The sequence below is a fragment of the Pseudomonas sp. B19(2017) genome, from assembly GCF_002113165.1.
Lineage (GTDB): Bacteria > Pseudomonadota > Gammaproteobacteria > Pseudomonadales > Pseudomonadaceae > Aquipseudomonas.
The window spans coordinates 59,633-78,513 of sequence record NZ_NEJR01000002.1 but is presented as its reverse complement, the minus strand read 5'-3'; the positions used below and the strand labels follow the sequence as shown (position 1 = coordinate 78,513).

20 protein-coding genes and 2 pseudogenes are annotated in these 18,881 nt (G+C 59.1%); 8 read left to right on the top strand and 14 right to left on the bottom strand.

The window, feature by feature from the left end:
* The first annotated feature begins 77 nt into the window (after positions 1-77).
* A complete protein-coding gene (locus CAF70_RS03370) occupies positions 78-968 on the top strand; it encodes a LysR substrate-binding domain-containing protein (RefSeq protein ID WP_371915938.1) in 891 nt (296 codons plus the stop codon).
* A gap of 7 nt (positions 969-975) precedes the next feature.
* On the opposite strand, the gene CAF70_RS28060 is transcribed toward CAF70_RS03370, so the two are convergent.
* The 3 genes and pseudogenes from CAF70_RS28060 to CAF70_RS03355 all read right to left on the bottom strand — a co-directional run.
* The gene (locus CAF70_RS28060; RefSeq protein WP_085622518.1) at positions 976-1,266 is read right to left on the bottom strand and encodes a hypothetical protein; all 291 of its coding nucleotides are present in this window, start codon (positions 1,264-1,266) and stop codon (positions 976-978) included.
* Between the two features lie 27 nt (positions 1,267-1,293).
* Complete coding sequence (locus CAF70_RS03360) at positions 1,294-2,301, bottom strand: zinc-binding alcohol dehydrogenase family protein (protein ID WP_085622520.1); 1,008 nt, start codon at positions 2,299-2,301, stop codon at positions 1,294-1,296.
* A gap of 13 nt (positions 2,302-2,314) precedes the next feature.
* Positions 2,315-2,728, bottom strand: a pseudogene (locus CAF70_RS03355) (SDR family NAD(P)-dependent oxidoreductase); the annotation flags it as partial.
* Positions 2,729-3,237: 509 nt separating this feature from the next.
* Here CAF70_RS03355 and CAF70_RS03350 point away from each other — a divergent pair.
* The 3 genes from CAF70_RS03350 to CAF70_RS03340 all read left to right on the top strand — a co-directional run bounded on the left by CAF70_RS03350 (position 3,238) and on the right by CAF70_RS03340 (position 5,179).
* Positions 3,238-3,807, top strand: a complete 570-nt coding sequence (locus CAF70_RS03350) for a TetR/AcrR family transcriptional regulator (protein WP_085622705.1) — start codon at positions 3,238-3,240, stop codon at positions 3,805-3,807.
* Positions 3,808-3,867: 60 nt separating this feature from the next.
* On the top strand, positions 3,868-4,344 hold the full coding sequence (locus CAF70_RS03345; RefSeq protein ID WP_085622522.1) for a nuclear transport factor 2 family protein: 477 nt from the start codon (positions 3,868-3,870) through the stop codon (positions 4,342-4,344).
* A 358-nt stretch (positions 4,345-4,702) separates the two neighbouring features.
* Positions 4,703-5,179 (top strand): nuclear transport factor 2 family protein, encoded by a 477-nt coding sequence (locus CAF70_RS03340; RefSeq protein ID WP_085622524.1) that lies wholly within the window; start codon positions 4,703-4,705, stop codon positions 5,177-5,179.
* Positions 5,180-5,418: 239 nt separating this feature from the next.
* Here CAF70_RS03340 and cynR read toward each other — a convergent pair whose 3' ends face one another.
* Complete coding sequence (gene cynR, locus CAF70_RS03335; RefSeq protein WP_085622706.1) at positions 5,419-6,306, bottom strand: transcriptional regulator CynR; 888 nt, start codon at positions 6,304-6,306, stop codon at positions 5,419-5,421.
* A gap of 110 nt (positions 6,307-6,416) precedes the next feature.
* On the opposite strand from cynR, the gene CAF70_RS03330 reads away from it, so the two are divergent.
* The 4 genes from CAF70_RS03330 (at position 6,417) to CAF70_RS03310 (ending at position 10,170) form a co-directional block, all read left to right on the top strand.
* Entirely contained in the window at positions 6,417-7,076 is a 660-nt protein-coding gene (locus CAF70_RS03330; RefSeq protein WP_085622526.1) for a carbonic anhydrase, read from the top strand.
* Positions 7,077-7,115: 39 nt separating this feature from the next.
* Positions 7,116-7,586 (top strand): cyanase, encoded by a 471-nt coding sequence (gene cynS, locus CAF70_RS03325; protein WP_085622528.1) that lies wholly within the window; start codon positions 7,116-7,118, stop codon positions 7,584-7,586.
* A 109-nt stretch (positions 7,587-7,695) separates the two neighbouring features.
* Positions 7,696-7,953, top strand: a complete 258-nt coding sequence (locus CAF70_RS03320) for a DUF2790 domain-containing protein (protein ID WP_085622530.1) — start codon at positions 7,696-7,698, stop codon at positions 7,951-7,953.
* 447 nt (positions 7,954-8,400) lie between these two features.
* Complete coding sequence (locus CAF70_RS03310; protein WP_085622534.1) at positions 8,401-10,170, top strand: alkaline phosphatase family protein; 1,770 nt, start codon at positions 8,401-8,403, stop codon at positions 10,168-10,170.
* Positions 10,171-10,222: 52 nt separating this feature from the next.
* On the opposite strand, the pseudogene CAF70_RS27815 reads toward CAF70_RS03310, so the two are convergent.
* The 10 genes and pseudogenes from CAF70_RS27815 to CAF70_RS03260 all read right to left on the bottom strand — a co-directional run.
* Positions 10,223-10,353, bottom strand: a pseudogene (locus tag CAF70_RS27815) (type II toxin-antitoxin system YhaV family toxin); the annotation flags it as partial.
* A 16-nt stretch (positions 10,354-10,369) separates the two neighbouring features.
* Complete coding sequence (locus CAF70_RS28025; RefSeq protein ID WP_085622536.1) at positions 10,370-11,662, bottom strand: PAS domain-containing protein; 1,293 nt, start codon at positions 11,660-11,662, stop codon at positions 10,370-10,372.
* 1 nt (position 11,663) lies between these two features.
* Complete coding sequence (locus CAF70_RS03295; RefSeq protein WP_085622538.1) at positions 11,664-12,932, bottom strand: GTP-binding protein; 1,269 nt, start codon at positions 12,930-12,932, stop codon at positions 11,664-11,666.
* A complete protein-coding gene (gene nthB / locus CAF70_RS03290; protein ID WP_085622540.1) occupies positions 12,929-13,591 on the bottom strand; it encodes a nitrile hydratase subunit beta in 663 nt (220 codons plus the stop codon). Before nthB ends, CAF70_RS03295 begins: the two co-directional genes overlap by 4 nt.
* A gap of 35 nt (positions 13,592-13,626) precedes the next feature.
* On the bottom strand, positions 13,627-14,208 hold the full coding sequence (gene nthA, locus CAF70_RS03285) for a nitrile hydratase subunit alpha (RefSeq protein WP_085622542.1): 582 nt from the start codon (positions 14,206-14,208) through the stop codon (positions 13,627-13,629).
* Positions 14,209-14,296: 88 nt separating this feature from the next.
* Positions 14,297-15,811 carry an amidase gene (locus CAF70_RS03280; protein ID WP_085622544.1) on the bottom strand — a complete coding sequence of 505 codons (1,515 nt, stop codon included), beginning with the start codon at positions 15,809-15,811 and terminating at the stop codon, positions 14,297-14,299.
* A 186-nt stretch (positions 15,812-15,997) separates the two neighbouring features.
* Positions 15,998-16,522: a group 1 truncated hemoglobin gene (locus CAF70_RS03275; protein ID WP_085622546.1), complete on the bottom strand. Its 525-nt coding sequence runs from the start codon at positions 16,520-16,522 to the stop codon at positions 15,998-16,000.
* Between the two features lie 39 nt (positions 16,523-16,561).
* Complete coding sequence (locus CAF70_RS03270) at positions 16,562-17,428, bottom strand: transporter (protein ID WP_085622548.1); 867 nt, start codon at positions 17,426-17,428, stop codon at positions 16,562-16,564.
* 92 nt (positions 17,429-17,520) lie between these two features.
* Complete coding sequence (locus CAF70_RS03265) at positions 17,521-18,579, bottom strand: phenylacetaldoxime dehydratase family protein (RefSeq protein WP_085622550.1); 1,059 nt, start codon at positions 18,577-18,579, stop codon at positions 17,521-17,523.
* Positions 18,579-18,764 carry a hypothetical protein gene (locus CAF70_RS03260; RefSeq protein WP_085622552.1) on the bottom strand — a complete coding sequence of 62 codons (186 nt, stop codon included), beginning with the start codon at positions 18,762-18,764 and terminating at the stop codon, positions 18,579-18,581. The genes CAF70_RS03265 and CAF70_RS03260 overlap by 1 nt, the downstream gene beginning before the upstream one ends.
* Positions 18,765-18,881: the final 117 nt, after the last annotated feature.

The window sequence follows — 18,881 nt, the reverse complement described above, 5'->3', positions numbered from 1 at the left end:
GCTGGGCAATGATCATTTTTCCCATTACGCTGAAAAAACCTCGCCATCATGTAAAGAATTTCGTCAAAGTGAAGAAAATCATACGAATCGATGATCTGCAGGTCTTCGTATCGACGGCTGCTGCGGGTAGTTTCTCCGCCGCGGCGCGCTTGCTCGACATCTCGCCCGCCTTGGCGAGCGGTGCCATTCAGCGTCTGGAAAGCACCTTGGGCGCGAGATTGTTTGTTCGCTCGACGCGTCGGTTGAGACTATCCGATGATGGCGAGCGCTACTTGCCGCACGCGCGGCAAGCCTTGGAAGCACTTGATAACGGCAAGGTAGCGTTGACCCAGGGCCGTGACGAGATCGCTGGCACTATTCGCTTGTCGATGCCATCTGATATCGGCAGGAACGTGTTGCTCCCATGGCTTGATGAGTTTCAGCAAACGCACCCCATGGTACGTCTGCAATTGCGGGTTAGCGATCAGGTGGCCGATCTGGTGGGGGAACATCTGGACGCTAGTATCAGGTATGGACAGCTGAGTGACTCGGGCCTGGTGTCCTTGGCACTCGCACCGATGAACCGCAGAACAGTCTGCGCCTCGCCGGCGTATCTCGCGCGTCATGGTGTGCCGGAATCTCCTGAGGCGTTGAGCGGGCATAATTGCCTGAGATATGTAATGGGCGAGCAAACCTACGAGCGTTGGAGCTTCAAGTTCCCGCAGGGAGTGCGGACGGTTCAGGTGACAGGTGATCGAATCAGCGATGATGCCGATATTGTTCGACGCTGGGCTGTCGCCGGATTGGGGATCGTTTACAAGTCCAGGCTCGATGTTGCTGAGGACCTTCGTAGCGGTCGCCTGGTTGAGCTATTCCCGGAAAGCTATGGGCAGCCGGCACCGCTTCAGCTGGTATGTGCCCATCGCACATCGCTTACGCCGGCCATCCAGTCGCTTAGAGCCTTTCTGGCAAAACGTTTCGAAAGCTAGTCGTGGCTCAATGGCGGGGCACAAGCGCTGCGCTAGCGGCATGGAAGCTGCGGTCCGGGTAAGGAACCAAATGGCCCTGTTTGATCTCCGCCACGGTGTAGGGTACGTCATCTCCCCAACGAGGGAAGTTGATGAAGATCCGACCTGTTTCGGTGACGGTCACGCCTGTAGGCATGGCCCCATTGAAAGCGAAAACACGTTCGGGGTTGGTGCCTGTGCCCGAGGCGGTATCGGCCATGGCTATTGCACTGAGCGAGACCGCGACAGCCAGGCCAGCGGCTTGGAAGAAAGCTTTCATATGCTTGTCCTTGAGCGTATCAGCGGGTTAGAAGCCTTCGAGAACGATCTTGCCTTTGGCTTTACCGCTCTCGATCAGAGCATGGGCGCGCTTCAGGTTATCTGAGCCGATTTTGCCGAAGTGTTCCCCAATGGTGGTCTGTATGACGCCGTTATCGACCAGCTCGGAAATTCTGTTCAGCAACTCATGCTGTTTGATCATGTCTGCGGTTTGATACAGAGAACGCGTGAACATCAGCTCCCAATGCAGCGAAAGCGATTTGCGCTTGAGTGGCATGACGTCCAGTTGTGCCGGGTCATCAATCAGCGCCAGTTTGCCTTGTGGGCGAAGCACTTCAACGATCTGGGGCAGGTAGGTTTCGGTATGGGTCAGGCTGATAACATAGTCGACCGGGTTGAGCTTCAGGTTCTCAAGCTGCAGCGGGATCGAGGCGGAGTGATCAATCACGTGGTGGGCGCCCAGTTCTTGTACCCAAGACTGAGTCTCTGGCCGCGACGCTGTACCGATAACGGTGAGTCGGGTGAGTTTGCGGGCCAGCTGTACCAGGATCGAGCCAACCCCACCACCAGCGCCGATGACCAGCAGGCTTTGTCCTTTACCACCGTTCTCTTGAACGCCCAGTCGATCGAACAACAGCTCCCAGGCAGTAATGGAGGTCAGCGGCAAGGCTGCGGCACTGGCATTGTCCAGGCTACGTGGCTTTTGGCCGACGATGCGCTCATCCACCAAGTGAAATTCGCTGTAGCTACCAGGGCGATCGATCGCGCCGGCGTAAAATACTTCGTCGCCAACTTTGAACAATGAAACGTCGCTGCCCACTTCACGGACGATACCAACGGTATCCCAACCCAGCACTTGCACCTCTTGGCTGGTACTGCGGGCTCGCACCTTCGTATCTACCGGGTTCACCGCAATCGCCTTCACTTCGACAAGCAGATCTCGAGCGCCTGGCGTGGGCTTCGGCAGGTCCGTTTCGAACAGGGAACGAGCGTTTTGGATTGGCAAACCAGCTTCTTGGAAAACTACAGCTTTCATGTGAGGTTGTCCTTTACAGGTCAGAGGGTGATGTCAGGCTAACTCCCTTCGTGAGCCTCAAAAACTTGCTAACCCGAGGAAGACTTTCGCCGTTTCGCTGAAGGTTGAGGCTATGATGCGTTTCTAACGGCATGGCGCGTTCATCACCACTTTTGTGGATCAGATCGGTGTCGACCCATGGCGGTGCGATTTCCAGAACCTTGAGGCTGGTGTCGCGCAGGGCAAAACGTGGCGACAGCGAATAGGAGTGAAGCGCAGCTTTGGTCGCCGAATAGAGGGCTGTCGCGGCCAGTGGCAGATAGGCCAGTACCGAACTGTTGTTGATGATGTAGGCATCGGGTTGGCGCTTGAGATGTTCTACAAACGCTGCGCTAACACGCACTGGGCCCAGCAGGTTGGATTGCAGCAGCCCTACAGCCTGTTCATCGAGTTCTTCGCGGTCATGTCCCATGAACTCAAGCATCCACTTAATCTGCAGCGTGGCACTGCCTTACTCGTAGAGCACTCGCGCGTCAGGCACTGGCTCGCAGATGCTCCAAGTCTGAAGCTTGGTTGGGGTACGTCGCCGGCCAACGAGAGAGGCTGGCTAGGCGCAAGAGAAGCACGACCTACTTGCCTCGTGATTCACGTTAAGCAGTGCCCTGCGATCTAGCTGGGACTGACAAATGCCGTCCAGCAATGTTTAAGCAGCAACCGCTCTCCCACCAGCCCCTCCCATGAGGGATGGCCCGGGACGAGTGCCTGCTGGCGCACGTCTGCGTCATCAAACCCTGTCTCCCCGGAGAACTGTCAGGTCTGCCTCGGAGCTGTCCTACCCATCTAAGCGCGGTCGTGGCTGACGGCCCGAAGCTGTCTATCACTGGGGTTCGCTCCGTTAATCAAAAAAATAACTTGATGGTGCTTGACCGGAGAGAACGATCGTTCTACATTGAATCCATGAGCAGACCAACGATAGATCACAGAGCCCAGATCCTGGCCACCGCCGAGAAACTCATCTACGAAAACGGGATACATGCCACGGGCATGGATCTACTGGTGAAGACCTCTGGCGTGTCAAGGAAGGGTATCTACAACCACTTCGCTACCAAAGATGATGTCGCGGCTGCGGCCTTGAGCGCCCGCGACGTACGCTGGATGCAATGGTTCAGAACTGAATGCGACAAAGCAGCTACGCCGTATGATCGCGTACTGAGTATGTTTACTGTTTTGAAAAACTGGTTTGAAACGGATGGTTTCCGCGGCTGTGCGTTCATTAACACGGCAGGTGAGGTAGGGGACCCCAATGACCCCATCCGCCAGATCGCCAAGCTGCACAAGCAAAAACTCTTGGACTATACGCTTGAACTGACTGAGCAATTGAAAACCGAGCAGCCGTTGGTCTTAGCCAGGCAGTTATTTATTTTGATGGAAGGCGCAATCACCATGGCTCGTGTTATGGGTGATTATCACGCTGCTGATAACGCAAGGGAAGTTGCACGGATGTTGTTGAAAGAGCTCGCACCTTAGAGCTTGAGTTTCAGAGGCACTACTCACACTTATCTATCCAACCAGACTGGAGTCACTACCATGTCCGATGCCCAAACTCGCCCACCACTTCCTCCTTTTACTCGCGAAACGGCGATTGAAAAAGTCCGACTTGCTGAAGATGGCTGGAACAGCCGCGACGCGGAGAAAGTCTCGCTCGCCTACACGGTGGATACCAAATGGCGTAACCGCGCTGAGTTTGCTACCAACCGTGAAGAGGCCAAAGGCTTCCTCACTCGCAAGTGGAAAAAAGAGCTGGATTACCGTCTGGTCAAAGAGCTCTGGGCCTTTACCGATAACCGGATCGCCGTCCGTTACGCGTACGAGTGGCATGATGATTCCGGTAACTGGTTCCGCTCCTATGGCAACGAGAACTGGGAATTTGAAGCTGATGGTCTGATGCACCGTCGCTTCGCCTGCGTAAACGACATGCCTATCAAGGAAAGCGAGCGTAAATTCCACTGGCCGCTGGGCCGCCGTCCAGATGATCATCCGGGGCTGACTGAGTTGGGGCTGTAACTCCGGCACCACTGTAAATTCTTTCGAACTCAGAGCGCTCGGCTAGGCAGAATGAAATTTAAATGCGATTGCCGCCACTGCAGGTAGAGTACGAACGCTTCTAGCATAAGCATGGTTCTACTAAGAGTTATGATATTCCACGGAAACAAAATTCCGAGGATACGTGCGCCTGCACCTGTAACATCTCTATTAATTGCGGCCGCTTCCATCAGGGTGCGGCAATAGAATTTAATGTTAATGCTGTCGTTAACAGCGCGATTCAATTTTCATAAATTGATGATCTAAGCGGCCTGGCTATAGGCCTGCGATTCACTGGCACTGGCTTACTTGATTATCCAATTAATCTGGAGGCACCACCATGTCCAATACCCAAGCTCGCCCACCACTTCCTCCTTTCACTCGCGAAACGGCGATTGAAAAAGTCCGACTGGCAGAAGATGGTTGGAACAGCCGCGACGCGGAGAAAGTTTCGCTCGCCTACACGCTGGATACCAAATGGCGTAACCGCGCTGAGTTTGCTACCAACCGCGAAGAAGCTAAAGGGTTCCTTACCCGCAAGTGGAAAAAAGAGCTGGATTATCGCCTGGTCAAAGAGCTCTGGGCCTTTACCGATAACCGTATCGCCGTCCGTTACGCATACGAGTGGCATGATGATTCCGGTAACTGGTTCCGCTCTTACGGCAACGAGAACTGGGAATTTGAAGCTGATGGTCTCATGCACCGCCGCTTCGCCTGCGTAAACGACATGCCTATCAAGGAAAGCGAGCGTAAGTTCCACTGGCCACTGGGTCGCCGTCCGGATGACCACCCAGGTCTGACCGAGCTCGGCTTGTAAGTCACCGCCAACCTGATCCTTTTGACTTAAAGGATCAGGTTTTTTTCGTTCAGAAGCGATTCGTCATCCCTACTGCGGTTTGTGATAAACATCAGTGCGCCGTCGGCGGCTAGAAAGCCAATAAGGGGCTTTCCTCTCCTTCCAGTCTCCGCTTCGTCGGTCGGGCAATCCATCATCGTTGCACGTTTCCTCTCCCTTGGGCCCTGTTGCACACGCGCATTCTGCGGTCCCGAAAAACCTCACTGATCAAGATCGCGGGATACTTCTTTAGCCAGCTCGATGAAGACGCGCACCGCCGCGCTCAGAAAGGCGTCTTGGCGCCGCATTAGAACGGCCCGTCGCTCCAGGCGCTCCGGCTCCAACGTGATGGCCACCAGGTCGTCATGGGCCAATGCAATTCTGGCAGGCAATAAGGTCGAGAGATTCGTTCGGCGAACGATCTCGATCACTGCGCCTAGGGCATTGGCCTCCATCTGCACCTTAGGACGAATCTCATATTTGCGGCAGTAACGGTCGATTTGCTCGCGAGTGGCAAACTCTGTGCTGAGCAAGACTAAAGACTCAGCACTCAGGCCGTGCGAGGTAATGGAGCGTTCCTCGGCCAGGCGGTGTCTGCGGTTCATAACCAAAGCGAGCGTTTCGTTCAGCAAGGGGATGGCTTCGATGTCAGGTGCATGTATTTCATCGAATGCGATCCCTACGTCCAACTCTCCCGCCAACAGCAGCTCCTCGATACGCTCCTGGGAGATCTCTTTCAGATTGACGGTGATCTTGGGGTACCTGAAGTGAAATGCCTCGATCAGCGGCCCCACTAGATAGGTCGTGAACGTCGGCGTTACGGCAACACGCAATGAGCCACGGCTGAGGTCGCTGACATCATGTATAGCCCTTTTGGCTTCCTGCAATTCCTGATGCGCGCGGCGCGCATAGAGAAGATAGATATCCCCCGCGTCAGTCAGCCGCGTCGTGCGGCCTGATCGGTCAAACAACTGGGCTCCCAGGCTCTCTTCCAACTGCCTTACTTGCTGAGAAAGGGCCGGCTGAGAGACATGCAGCGCCGCTGCAGCCTTCGTGAAACTGAGATGTTCCGCAACGGCCAGGAAGTACTGGATGTGTCGAGCGAGCATGTCGAAATCCATAAGATAATCTGATCCAGATCATCATAAATGAGACTTTTACCTTATGCCATGCACTGCTTAATCTTTGTCTCACACCCAGCGACATTGAGACAGCAACCATGAAAGCGATCATCGACGGATTTCTGAAGTTTCAAAAAAACGCCTTTCCTGAGCGGGTCAAACTGTTCAAGGACCTTGCTAACCAACAGGCGCCAAAGGCTCTCTTCATCTCCTGCTCTGATAGCCGACTGGTGCCTGAGCTGGTCACCCAACGGGAGCCAGGCGATCTGTTTGTAATCCGCAACGCCGGCAATATCGTGCCGTCGTACGGGCCAGAGCCGGGTGGCGTTTCGGCTTCGGTCGAATACGCGGTCGCCGGACTTAACGTTGCGGACATCGTGATCTGCGGCCACTCCGACTGCGGCGCGATGACTGCCATCGCCACCTGCAAATGCCTGGACCACATGCCCGCCGTGGCCGGCTGGTTGCGGTACGCCGACTCGGCCAAGGTAGTTAATGAGGCCCGTCATCACGTGGATAAGCCCGGCAAAGTCGCTTCCATGGTGCGCGAGAACGTGATTGCGCAACTGGCCAACATCCAGACCCACCCATCCGTTCGCCTGGCTCTCGAAGAAGGCCGTGTGACCCTGCATGGCTGGATCTATGACATCGAGACCGGAGGTATCGACGCGTTTGATGGCAGTACCGGCACCTTCGTATCTCTCGCGGCAAACCCAGAAGTCCACGCCGTTTCCCAGCAAACCAGGCACGCTGCCTGAAACCTGTATCTGCACCTTTACTTGCCCAGGAGATTCACCTTGATCCAGACTCAAGCCACCCGCACCGCTCGCCAAGAACTGACTGAAGTGATCATTCTGGCCAAGGCTCGCAAGGACCTGTCCTTTGCGCAAATCGTTGATGGTACCGGCCTGTCCGAGGCCTTCGTCACCGCTGCCTTGCTTGGCCAACATCCGCTGCCTGAAAGCGCCGCGAAGGTCGTCGGCGAGAAGCTCGACCTCGATGCTGATCAAGTCGCGCTGCTGCAATCGATGCCGATCCGCGGCAGCTTCTTCGACGGCGTGCCGAGCGACCCCACCATCTACCGCTTCTACGAAATGATGTCGGTGTATGGAACCACCCTCAAAGCGCTGGTCCACGAGAAGTTCGGCGACGGCATCATCAGTGCCATCAACTTCAAGCTGGACATCAAGAAGGTCGAAGATCCGGACGGTGGCCACCGTGCTGTGATCACCCTGGACGGCAAGTACCTGCCTACCAAACCCTTCTGATGTAGCTCAGCCCGGCGCCGTGCTGCGCCGGGCCATCCCCAACATTTATGACGACTGAGCGCCGATTGGATGCTCAGGACTTCTTACGCCCTAGGTACAGGTGATTACCATGAAACTTTTACTCGTTTTGTTCCTGGGCTGCCTTGGTTCTGTTGCTATGGCCGATGACCAAGGTACTCAAACTGCACAAATAACGGTTGAGCCCTACCGATACTCTCAGGACCTGGATATCGCGCACGTCGTGGCTGTGACGCCGGTGCCCAATGTTTGCGAAGTTGTGCCGATGCATCTGACTTACGACGACTCCAATGGCCAGCGTCATATCATGGAGTACCGTATTATGGGGAATGGCTGTTCTAACAACTGATGCGCCGCCCATACTCCAAGAAGCTGTTCCGTCATATGTGCTCTGCACGATCCTTGCTGGAGCCTTCGCCCTTCCGGAACCAAGTCATACCCTCGCACAGCTTTATCGATCACTCCTCGGTGGCGGTCCTGACTCGATCCGCGATCGAGAACTATCTGGTCATGACGTGGCAACCCTTGGCATATCGGCTCGCTACAGCTGGCCAGCGTGGGTGCTGGCGCTTGCTGTTGCGTATGCCTACACTCCAAAAGCCTTATGCAGACGGGGCGAAAAGGTCATGAAAAGAGCCTTCACAAGGGATATGTCGAGTTGCCTCGTGATCACTTACCTGGCAGCAGCTGCATTTTGAACGCGAAACCGCACTTGCGGGCATGGTTTGCGCTGGGTATTTCAGGTGTGCCAACTTGTCAACGTTATTGCTGCTTAATCTGAAGGGAAATAACAGGGATGTCCAAAGCACTCTTTACTGTGGGGCCCGTGCTGTCCTTTCGAGGCGTCAGCAAAACCGGGCAATGGCAAGTGACCGCATTGGTCGGGGTTGCCAGTGGTTCTGCATTCCCTGCGTTTTCCGTTGAAGGGCGGGCTTGTCCAGCACCGAAAGTTTTACTGGACCGCCCGAAGGAAACCATCCTCCGATATGACCTGAGCTGTGATCTGCAGGAGCAGGAGCGAACGGTTCAGTTTGGTATGGGAGGTGGCGGGCCGCAATGGCAGTTCTCCGTTCCCGGTCGAGACTACGCCCCGAGAATGGCCTACGTCTCTTGCAATGGCTTTTCCGACCCCAGTGGAATGCGCAAGTTGGTACGCCCTGAAAACGCCGTCTGGGCCGACCTGATCAGCAACCATGACAGTGAGTTGCGGGCTGCCGGTTACGTGCTGGACAAGGAGCAGCTATGGCACGAAGGACGAATCCACGACAATGGGTTGAAGCGCTTCCAGTTACTGCTGATGGGAGGCGACCAGATTTACTTTGACTCGATCTGGGAAGATATAAAGGCGCTCAAGAGATGGGTTGGGCTGTCGCGCAAGGAGCAGCTGGCGTTCAAGGTGAGCGTGGCCTTGGAAAAGGAGATCGAAGCTTACTATTTCGGCCTGTATGCCCAGCGTTGGCTACCTGATACACGGCGTGACTGGGGCCATGCCAGGCCGAATCTGGATGCAGCGGATGCGATGGCGAGAATTCCAACGGTGATGATGTGGGATGACCACGATATCTTCGACGGTTGGGGGTCATACAGCCCAGCCATGCAGCATTGTGAGTTGTTCCAGGTGTTGATGCGCCATGCCCGCAAGGCGTTCTGGGTGTTCCAGTTGCAGCATGCGCTTGATGATTTGCCGCAGCAGGAACTGCTCCAGCGCGCGAACGTCTCCCAGCAGGATCCACAGTATGAGCCGGTGCAATGGAGCGCACGATTGAAAGGAGACCGACTGGCCTTGCCGCTTCTGGATGGCCAACCGGGCTTCAGTTTCGGCTATCACATGGGGCCGGTATCGCTGTTTGTTGCCGATTTGCGCACTGAGCGTTCACGCACCCAGGTGATGGGCCCCAATACCTGGACCGCCATGCAGGCTTGGCTGCGCACGCTGCGTGACGGCAAACCCGCCCATCCCGGAAGCAAATGTCAGCACTTGATTTTCATGTCCTCGGTACCGGTCGCGCACCCCAAATTGTCACTGGCTGAAGGATTGCTCGATACGTTTGGTCAGGATCATGTGCTCGACAGCAATGCGGATGACCTCAAGGATCATTGGTCGCACGGGGACCACGAGGGCGAGCGCAAGCGACTCCTGGAGTCGCTGACCCATATTGCCGAGCAGAGAATGCTGCGGGTATCCATTGCCTCCGGAGACGTGCATGTAGCGGCGTGGGGCAGTTGCTATCGTCGGGATATTCCGCCGACATCGAACTGGGCGCAGATTCAGCAATTCACTTCGTCAGGCGTGGTGCATCCGTCGTTGGTTGGCGTGGCCGAGCGGCTGTTTCTGCAGTTGCTGAACCAAACCGCAAGCAACGTCCAATCCATCGATGTGCAGCACTGTGTCGAGATGATGTTGTTTCCAGGGTTCAATCGGTACGTGATGCCGGCTCGGAACTGGTTGGCATTGGAGCTGGACATGGGGGGCGAGGCAGGATGCAAGCTCTGGGCAACCTGGCGTTGTGAAACCGTGGCTGGCTTTTCCAATCACCTGCAAGCGGTGCAACCGGCCCGGAAATAGCGCACAGCGAGGATTGGTGTAGCGTGTTTTGAAAGGCTGCTTCGGGGTTGCCCCATTCGCTACTCGCCGCAGCAATCAGCGCATCCCAGTCATCAAGAGGGTTACCGCAGCCCAGCATTTTCTCGAATCCGGCATATGGATCGGATTGTTGCCTGCGTACCGTAGGGTATTTTCGTCGTTAACCCCACGCTGGCAAGGGTTAGCTGTCGATCATCTGCGCCGCTTGCTGGGTTGCCTGACTTGTACGGGTCGCGAGCTTGCGCACCTCGTCCGCCACTACTGCAAAACCGCGCCCGGCTTCGCCCGCACGCGCCGCTTCGATGGCGGCGTTCAAGGCCAGCAGGTTGGTTTGGCTGGCGATGCCCTGGATGGTGGCGACGATGTGGGTGAGTTTTCCGAGGGTCTCCTGCATCAGCTGGTGTTGTTGCGTCTGCGCCTCGCGGATGGTGCATTCTTCATGACGGGCATGGATATCAGTTATAGCCCCTACTACCCGCAACGGCGTGCCATCCTGACCACGGCGGGTTTGCCCGCGGCCGCGGAACCAGCGGTAGACGCCACTTTGGTGGCGAAGCCGATACTCGACATCGAACGGGGTGTTGCCACTGCGATCGTCAACATGGGCGACAAACGCTGCGATGGCGCGAGCGCTGTCGTCTGGGTGCAGGCGTGAGGTCCAGCTTTCCAGGGTGTTGGGGAATTCTTCGACGGTGCTGCAACCGAGCAGCCTGCGCATCTGCGACGACCACCAGATCGTATTGCTCGGGTTGGCCGGATCACCGGCCACTACCTCGATGTCCCACAGGCCATCGTGGAGCATCTCGCGGGAGATGTCGAAACGTTCGGCAACCAGCTCCAGCTGCTGGATATGCAGCTGTTGCTCGTGGATGTCCCGCAGGGTGCCCGCCGTGGCGATGGAAACGCCGTTGGCGTCACGCAGCGAACTGCCGCTGACCCGGCACCAGCGGTAATCGCCACCGGCGGTGAATTTCATGCGCAGGTCCAGCACAAACGGCGTGCGCCCACTGCGGTCGGCGAGGTGCCGGGCCAGGGCTTGCTGGTGGGCATGGCGATCAGCCGGATGCAGCTGTTCGTGCCACTGGCCCAGCTCAGACAGATGCGGTGCCTGGATCGGGCCCGAGCCCGTCCACTCCATCGCGCACCCCGGTGCAGGCGTGCCTGTGGCGTTCAAATGCAGTAGCCAGAACAGCTCATCGGCACCTTCGGTGATCAGCGTCCAGCGTGCTTGCAACTGCTGCGTATGTTCGTCGCGTTCAGCCAGGCGCTGTTCCAGTTGGCTCACCTGCGAGGCGAGTTCGTAAGCCTGCTCCTTGAACGTGCGCCGCTCCTGCAGCAGCTGCTCGACGCCGGTGAGGATGCGCCGCAGCAGCGGGTTGCGCGACGATAACGGTGCGCCCGGCTGGTCGGGCTGATCGAGGCGGTCGGCGAGTGGGGCCAGTACCCGGCGGCTGGTGCGATTGAAAAACAACATGCTACATCTCCAACTGGATAGCGGCAGCAGCCGGTAATGGCTGCGCCTGGCTGGCTGACAAGGCGAGGCTGTCAAAGGCGTTCGCCCAGGGCAGTGCTGGCCAGCCGGACGGGCCGGTAGCGATTTCGTCTGCGCTCAACAGGCAGTGGTCGAGCTCGCGTTGTAACGTTGCGGTGTCGAGGTCCTGGCCAATGAACACCAGTTCTTGCCGGCAATCGCCGACGATGCTGTCCCACTTGGCCATGATCCCCTGCAGGCGGTACTTGTCCTGCGGCCACTGCGACGGGTCGATGAAGTTCCACCAGTGGCCAACGTAGTCCCACTGGAACTGCTTGCCGCTGTGCGCCAGCAGGCCGATTTCGCGGTGACGGCTGGCGAGCCAGAAGTAACCTTTGCTGCGCAGCAGGCGGCCATTGCTCCAGGGGCGGGAGAGAAATTCGAGCAAGCGTTGCGGGTGAAACGGGGCGCGTTCGCGGTAGACCCATGAGACCACGCCGTAGGTTTCCGACTCGGCGGCCGGGGTGTCATGGGCCTCCATCTGCTTCATCCAACCGGGCGCGGCGGCCAGGCTGGGCAGGTCGAACAACTGGGTGCCGAGGATGCTCGACGGTTCAACATTGCCGGCGACCATCGGCAGGATTTGCGCGCCAGGATTGAGCCCGACCAGCACCGCCCGCACTGCCTGGTATTGCGCGTCGTCGATCAGGTCGCACTTGTTCACCAGAATCACGTTGGCGTACTCGACCTGCTCGATCAGCAGGTCAGCCAACGGGCGGCGGGGCGCAGCAGCGTCGGCACGCTCGACGGTTTCCGATGAGTCGAGCAGGGCCTGAAACTGGCTGGCATCGACCACCGTGACCAAGGTATCCAGCCTCGCCAGTTCGCTGAGGCTGAAACCCTCGGTGTCGAGAAAGGCAAAAGTCTCGGCGACCGGCATCGGTTCGGAGATGCCGGTGGATTCGATCAGCAGATAATCAAACCGCTGCTGGCGCGCCAGCGCGCTGATTTGCTCGAGCAGGTCGGCGCGCAGGGTGCAGCAGATGCAGCCGTTGCTCATCTCGATCAACTCGTCCTGGCCACGATGCAGCGTTACATCACGTTGCACCTCAGCGGCATCAATGTTGACCTCGCTCATGTCGTTGACGATCACCGCCACTTTCAAGCCTTGGCGGTTGCGCAGGATATGGTTGAGCAGGGTGGTCTTGCCTGCGCCGAGGAAGCCGGAAAGGACCGTCACCGGCAGTCGGCCTGCCTGGGCGCCGGCAGTCATGTGCGCACCGCTCGCGGGCTGTCGACTTTGTCCAGGTAGCTTTCGAACAGGTCGACTACCACCAGCCCATCGTCGGCGGCATCGCCCCACAGGTCCTTTACGCGGAACTCGACATGGTAGGTCGGTTGATGCGCCGCGCTGCGGTCCCCGTGGCCAATCGCATCCGGGAACGGCCACTGCTCAGTGGTGCGGTGCAGTACCACGCCCTGCTTGCCGCGCACGTAGGCTGGCATGCGCACATGCCCGGCGACGTATTCATCACGCACGACGACCCGGTCGCCTACTTCAAACGGCGGGCGCCCGGTGATCGCTTCACGACCCTGGGCATGGGCCGGGTTGGCCAGCTTGAAGTGCGAGCCAAGGGCCTCATCCAGTTCGGCCTGGGTGATGACGCCGGTCTCCACCAGCAGGGTGGCGGTGGCAATGACATAGCGCTCATAGTACTCGGTGCCTACATGCTGGCGCACATCGATGCGCTCCACGGCGTGACGGATTTCGTCGACGCTGAACTTGCCCATGTGGTCGGCGCCAATGAACATCAGGCTGTAGGCCAGGTGCTCCCAGTCCTGCTTGAAGACCTGCTTGTAGCTGAGGCTGTTGATGCGGTGGGGCACTTTGCCAAAGCCCTGGAAACCGCCGAGATCGTGAAAGCCATCCATTTTGAACACTCCGCAAGGGTAGGGGGGCGCTTAGCTCAGCCGACGCGCGGCAGGGCGACGCCGATCAGCACGTCTTTGGTGACCAGTTGGCGTAGCTGCTCTTCGCTCATGTGCTCGGAGCCCGCTGGCCGCTGTGGCAGCACCAGGTAACGGCTTTCAGCGCTGGTGTCCCAGACCTTGATCACCACGTCTTCTGACAATTCCGTGCCCATCTCGCGCAACACCGTGCGCCCCTCCCGCACCAGCCGCGCGCGGAACTCGAAGCCCTTGTACCACTCGGGCGGCAGGCCCAGCACCGGCCAGTTAGTGCAGGAACACAGGCTGCAGACGATCACGTTTTTCAGCGTTGGGGTGTCTTCCAGGGCCACGATGTATTCGCCCTGCGGCCCGGTGAAGCCGAATTGGGCGCAGGCGGCGGTGCCGTCCTTGAGCAGCAGCGCGCGGAAGGCCGGATCAACCCAGGCCTTGGCGACGATGCGCGCGCCGTTGTCCGGGCTCCAGCCGTGTTCCATCAGCTGGGTGAGCTGCTCGATGTAGCCCTCTGGGATGAGGTCTTTGCTCTTGAGCACTGCGTACAGTGCCCGCGCCCGCTCACCCGGGGTTGAAGGTGCCGTCATGGGATTACTCCTCTCGTTCAACACGGTTGTTTAAGGATGTTGCTTTTCTGGTTGTTGGGGTGCCGGGGCGCAGCGGCTGTCGCTTGTTTCACAACGTGCGCCAGTCCACCGCGCCTTCGAATGCCGCCGCTGCCTGGTAAATAGTGCCCTCGGCGTAATGCTTGCCGACCAGCATCAGCCCAACGGGCAAGCCGTCGACCAAACCGCAGGGAATGGACATGGCCGGGTGGCCGGTGATGTCCTGGGCGGCGGTGTTGCCGAGCATTTCCAATGCCCGCGAGACGTTCTCGGTGATCGAGCAGCCCGCCGCTGGCAGCGGCTGGGCGATGATCGGCACGGTCGGCATCACCAGCAGGTCGAAGCGCTCCAGCGCCTTGTCGTAACCGGCGCGGGCGAAGCGGGCGATGTTCTGCGCCTTGGCGTAGTAACGGCCGTGGTAGTGGTCGAGGCCAAACTGGCCGACCAGCATGCACAGCGTGAGCGATGGCGAGAGGGCGTTGGCCTGGGTGCGCCAGCCGACCTGTTTGTCGAGCAGGCCGACGTCGTACAGGCCCTTCCAGTTAAAGCCTGCGCCGTTGCCGTGCATCATCTGCATGGTCAGGCCTTCGCAGCCGATCGGGCCCCACAGCGTGCCGGCCAGGGTGTGCTCGGGCACCGAGACTTCCTCGGCGACCGCGCCCAATGCTTCGAACTGGGTGATGGCGCTGCGCACCGATGCGGCAACCCGCGGGTCGAGGTTAGCCAGCTCGAAGCCTTGTTTGAGGATGCCGATGCGCAGGCCACGCACGCCACGATCAAGGTAGTGGCTGTAAGCGTCGACTTCAGGCGCGCCCTGGCGTGGGTCGAGCCCGTCGGCGCCGGCCATCACTTCCAGCATCAGCGCGTTGTCGCGCACATTGTTGGTCATCGGGCCGACATGGTCGAAGGTTGCCTCGACCGCCATCACGCCGGTATACGGCACCAGGCCGAAGGTCGGTTTCAGGCCATAGATGCCGCACCATGCCGCAGGAATGCGCGCCGAGCCGCCTTGGTCGCCGCCCACCGCCAGGTCGACTTCGCCCGCCGCCACCAGCGCCGCGCTACCCGACGAGGAGCCACCGGTACTGAAGCCAGGACGCAGTGGGTTGTGCACCGGAGCCGGGTCCGAAGTGTGGCTGGCGCCGGACAGACAGTAGTGCTCGCAGGTGGCCTTGCCGAGGATGGTCACCCCGGCGTCGAGCAAACGGGTAACCACGGTGGCATCGAACGCCGGCACATGGCCGGCCAGCGGCGCCGCGCCGTTCATCATCGGCACGCCGGCCAGTGAGATGTTGTCTTTCAGGGCAACGGTTTTGCCGAGCAGCTTGCCCGAGCTGGCGCCCATCACCTCGGTGCGATAGTACCAGGCGTTAAGCGGGTTTTCGCGGTTGGACGGGCGATAACCGGCAGTGCGCTCGTAGCGCACTAGCGGGGTGAAGTCAGGCAGCTCGTCGACCAGGTCGTAGGCGTCCAGACTGGGCTGCATAAGCGCCAGGTATTCGCTGGCTTGCTCGGGTGTCAGCTGCAGATGCAAGCGCGCGGCGAGGGCCTGCAGTTGTTCGAGCGTCGGGCGGGTGATGGCCATGGTGTGTCCTGTTTCCGATGCCAGGGCAGGGCCTGGCAGATGGCTGTTCGAGAGGCCCGCCGCGGCTGGGCCTGCTACTAAGCTAGCGCCAGCACGCGGGCGGCACTTGGTTGAGCAGGACATTCGCTTGGTTGAGAAGGACTGCCTGCGCCAGGTGCTGAGCCTCATCCAGGTGGCCGAGCGGTGTTACGACTCGAGCTTGGGCACCGCGGCCTGTGCCGCCGCTTCGTCGCGAGCGGGCCAGACCACGCCAACGCTCTTCATGCCCTTGGCCGGGTCCATCTCAGGGTTGGCCAGCACCACGTCGCGGTAGGACGGGCTGCCGATCACCGCCGGCTTGAACTTGATCAGGAAGGCGTTGACCTCTTCGCGCAGCTCCGGCGCCAGGTTGTAGTCGTTGTAGCACTCCTCCAGGCAGTCCAGCGTGGCTTGCCAATGCACCTCGTTCAGGCCCATGCCACGGTGTGCGGTGACCATGTCGCGGCCGCGGTACTTGGCGCTGCCGCCCCAGTGCTGAGAGAGGAAGTCGACAAAATTGATGTGCTCTTTCTGGAAGGTCGACTCGGACATATGCGCCCAGATATGACCAATGGCCGGGTGCCCCATGGTCTTGCGCAATACCGCGCCAGCGAACTGGTAGATAACGTCGTAGCCGCCCAGGCGGGTGTAAAGCGAAGGTTGTTGCCCGGTAGAGGCGTTTTGGTCAGTCATGGGTGAAATGCTCCATTTCAGTTGAGGCTGTGCAGACGGTTAAAAGACCCGGACGTACCTGAGGTTCAGGCGGAAGTTTTCTTTCGGGCCGTTTTCTACCGCGAGGTCTCGACCCAGTTGCATCTGCAGCTGGTCCTGAGCGGTAAAGAACCTGGTTGCGGTGACGCGGAAGTTGGTGGTCTTGCCTCGGTCATCCTGAGAAGTGCCGTCGACCTTGGTTTCGCCACCCCAGGTATGGCCAAAACCGAGGGCCAGGGACGTGCCCGGGTCGATGATGTAGCGCCCCATCAACTGTGCTGCGTAGGACATATCCTGCTCACGGCGTACCGAGTTGGCGGTGAAGTCGTCGTTGTCGCCGTACCAGATCGCATCACCGACCACATCGACCGCCCACTTCTCGCCGAAGTGCTTGATATACGCCGCCTGCAAGTCCACCTTCCAGCGGTTCTCGCCCAGGTTGAGCGCGTCTTTGCGGTCGTAGTTTCCGGTCGGGGCGATCAGGTAAACCGTGGCGCCGACCGTGTCGTTGGCCTCGTTCAAGCGATACTTCAGCGGCGCGGTCAGGATGAGGTCACCGATACCGCTGGTGCTGCCCAGCGCCGAGGCGTCACCGCCGCTGGAAACATGGCCGAACGGCAGCAGAAACTGCGGCTCGATGGTCAGTCGATCGGTCAATTTGTAAACGTGCAGCAAGCGCAGGATGCCGACGTCAGAGGTCAGGTCGAAGTCCGAGCTGGCCTTGTGGCCCTGGGCGTAGGCACTGTCGGTGGTGGAATGCTGGTAATAGACCACGCCAATGGTTTTATCCGCCGGCAGTATTTCGTAATCCCCCGGCGAAACTTCAACTGCCTGCGCAGACAGGCACGGCGCGGCCGCCGCGAGCATCAGGTAACGGAGCTGTTTCATGGACCAAGTCCTTATCGTGGGCCCAAACGCGGGCAAAAAGAGCCCCGCTGCCGTAATAACGGCAGGTGCAGGGCTAAACGTGGAGTTTGTTATTAGTTGGTGCTTACTTGCGCGTCACGCAACATGCCCGTGTGCGGGTGGCAGTTGATATATTCGAACACCTGGCTGCTTGCATCCGACACCGACACCTCGTGATACAGCCGCAACTTCTGAAGCCCCGCCGCCACTCGGAAGAAGGTGACGAAGATGCGCAAATGAGTCGGGTGTGATTCAGCCCAGCGCTCGAGTTTTTCCACCGAGCGCCAGTGCCCGATGTTGTAACTCATGTCGAGGAAGTTGCCTTCGGTATCGATATTGCGCACGAAGCGATTGCTGTAACAGCCCAACGACTGGCCGTTATCGCGCAAGAAGTCCATGCCGTCCTGCAGGGTCGGCAAGATCTCATCCAGGTACAAAGAACGCTCCGCCGCCTCAGCCGCTGCCCAGTCCTGGCCCGAGCGAATCAAGGCGATATTGTCATGGCCGAGCACCACCACCCGACCGCCCTTGGCCGGGTCGCCAGATACCACCCGCAGCCCGCCATTGGGGCTCATCCAGCTGGTTTGCGACACCGGGAAACGATCACGCATCGAGCCCCAGTAACCGTGCTCTTCGATCTCGCCACTGATGTTGTCCATGACCGCCCCAACCCCGGGCAAATCGCTTTGAAACGCATACAACGTCTCGAACTGCTCAGCCCGCGGCGCAGAGATCTCGCGGTAATAACCCAGGCCGTCATCCAGGCGCTGCGGCGAACTCCACCAGCCCTCCACCTCGGCCGAGCGCACCCAGCGACAATACGCGGCCGTGTCCTTCCAGTAGCCGACGATCATCAGGTTGTCGTAGCCGCTGCTGTCGGTGTGGTGAGTCAGGTCGTGGTTCAGCGGGCCGTCGGCCAGGCTGAAGCTGGCAACGATGTCACGCATCGCCTGCAAGGCCTGCTCGCGCTGGCCGCCACCTCTGTATTGCACGCCCAGGTAAGCCATCACCACCTGAGTCAGCTTCTCATCAGCGCGGCCCACCCACATCGGGAAGGGCGGCTGGTAATCGTCAGGCACCCGGCGCGACAACGTGCGCGGGCACTTGAGGTGTTTGTCGATTGCGGACTCCATCACAGGCTCCTTGTTGTTTTAGGTTCAGACACACGCTCAGTTTCACGGGAGGCACTCGCCAGCCGGGCCCGCACTGTGCAGGCCCCCCACTCGAGCAGCCACGACAAAAACTCTTCGGGCGCCAGGTCACGCATGTGCAGCCACCTGAACTCGTCGGTCACCTGCTGTTGTTGTTTGAATTGCATGGGCTCACCTCATCGGCATGGGTTGCTGATTTGCCGTAAGGTCAAAGTTAGGCAGGACTGACCAGCCCCGCTTTGTTCGCAAGGACAACCGTTTGTTTGGAAAAGACAGCGCCAAAA

Bases quoted from the DNA above. Each gene is read 5' to 3' on its own strand.
- CAF70_RS28060 (WP_085622518.1), bottom strand. From the start codon at position 1,266: ATGAAAGCTTTCTTCCAAGCCGCTGGCCTGGCTGTCGCGGTCTCGCTC.
- CAF70_RS03360 (WP_085622520.1), bottom strand. From the start codon at position 2,301: ATGAAAGCTGTAGTTTTCCAAGAAGCTGGTTTGCCAATCCAAAACGCT.
- CAF70_RS03350 (WP_085622705.1), top strand. From the start codon at position 3,238: ATGAGCAGACCAACGATAGATCACAGAGCCCAGATCCTGGCCACCGCC.
- CAF70_RS03345 (WP_085622522.1), top strand. From the start codon at position 3,868: ATGTCCGATGCCCAAACTCGCCCACCACTTCCTCCTTTTACTCGCGAA.
- CAF70_RS03340 (WP_085622524.1), top strand. From the start codon at position 4,703: ATGTCCAATACCCAAGCTCGCCCACCACTTCCTCCTTTCACTCGCGAA.
- cynR (WP_085622706.1), bottom strand. From the start codon at position 6,306: ATGCTCGCTCGACACATCCAGTACTTCCTGGCCGTTGCGGAACATCTC.
- CAF70_RS03330 (WP_085622526.1), top strand. From the start codon at position 6,417: ATGAAAGCGATCATCGACGGATTTCTGAAGTTTCAAAAAAACGCCTTT.
- CAF70_RS03320 (WP_085622530.1), top strand. From the start codon at position 7,696: ATGAAACTTTTACTCGTTTTGTTCCTGGGCTGCCTTGGTTCTGTTGCT.
- CAF70_RS03310 (WP_085622534.1), top strand. From the start codon at position 8,401: ATGTCCAAAGCACTCTTTACTGTGGGGCCCGTGCTGTCCTTTCGAGGC.
- CAF70_RS28025 (WP_085622536.1), bottom strand. From the start codon at position 11,662: ATGTTGTTTTTCAATCGCACCAGCCGCCGGGTACTGGCCCCACTCGCC.
- CAF70_RS03295 (WP_085622538.1), bottom strand. From the start codon at position 12,932: ATGACTGCCGGCGCCCAGGCAGGCCGACTGCCGGTGACGGTCCTTTCC.
- nthB (WP_085622540.1), bottom strand. From the start codon at position 13,591: ATGGATGGCTTTCACGATCTCGGCGGTTTCCAGGGCTTTGGCAAAGTG.
- nthA (WP_085622542.1), bottom strand. From the start codon at position 14,208: ATGACGGCACCTTCAACCCCGGGTGAGCGGGCGCGGGCACTGTACGCA.
- CAF70_RS03280 (WP_085622544.1), bottom strand. From the start codon at position 15,811: ATGGCCATCACCCGCCCGACGCTCGAACAACTGCAGGCCCTCGCCGCG.
- CAF70_RS03275 (WP_085622546.1), bottom strand. From the start codon at position 16,522: ATGACTGACCAAAACGCCTCTACCGGGCAACAACCTTCGCTTTACACC.
- CAF70_RS03270 (WP_085622548.1), bottom strand. From the start codon at position 17,428: ATGAAACAGCTCCGTTACCTGATGCTCGCGGCGGCCGCGCCGTGCCTG.
- CAF70_RS03265 (WP_085622550.1), bottom strand. From the start codon at position 18,579: ATGGAGTCCGCAATCGACAAACACCTCAAGTGCCCGCGCACGTTGTCG.
- CAF70_RS03260 (WP_085622552.1), bottom strand. From the start codon at position 18,764: ATGCAATTCAAACAACAACAGCAGGTGACCGACGAGTTCAGGTGGCTG.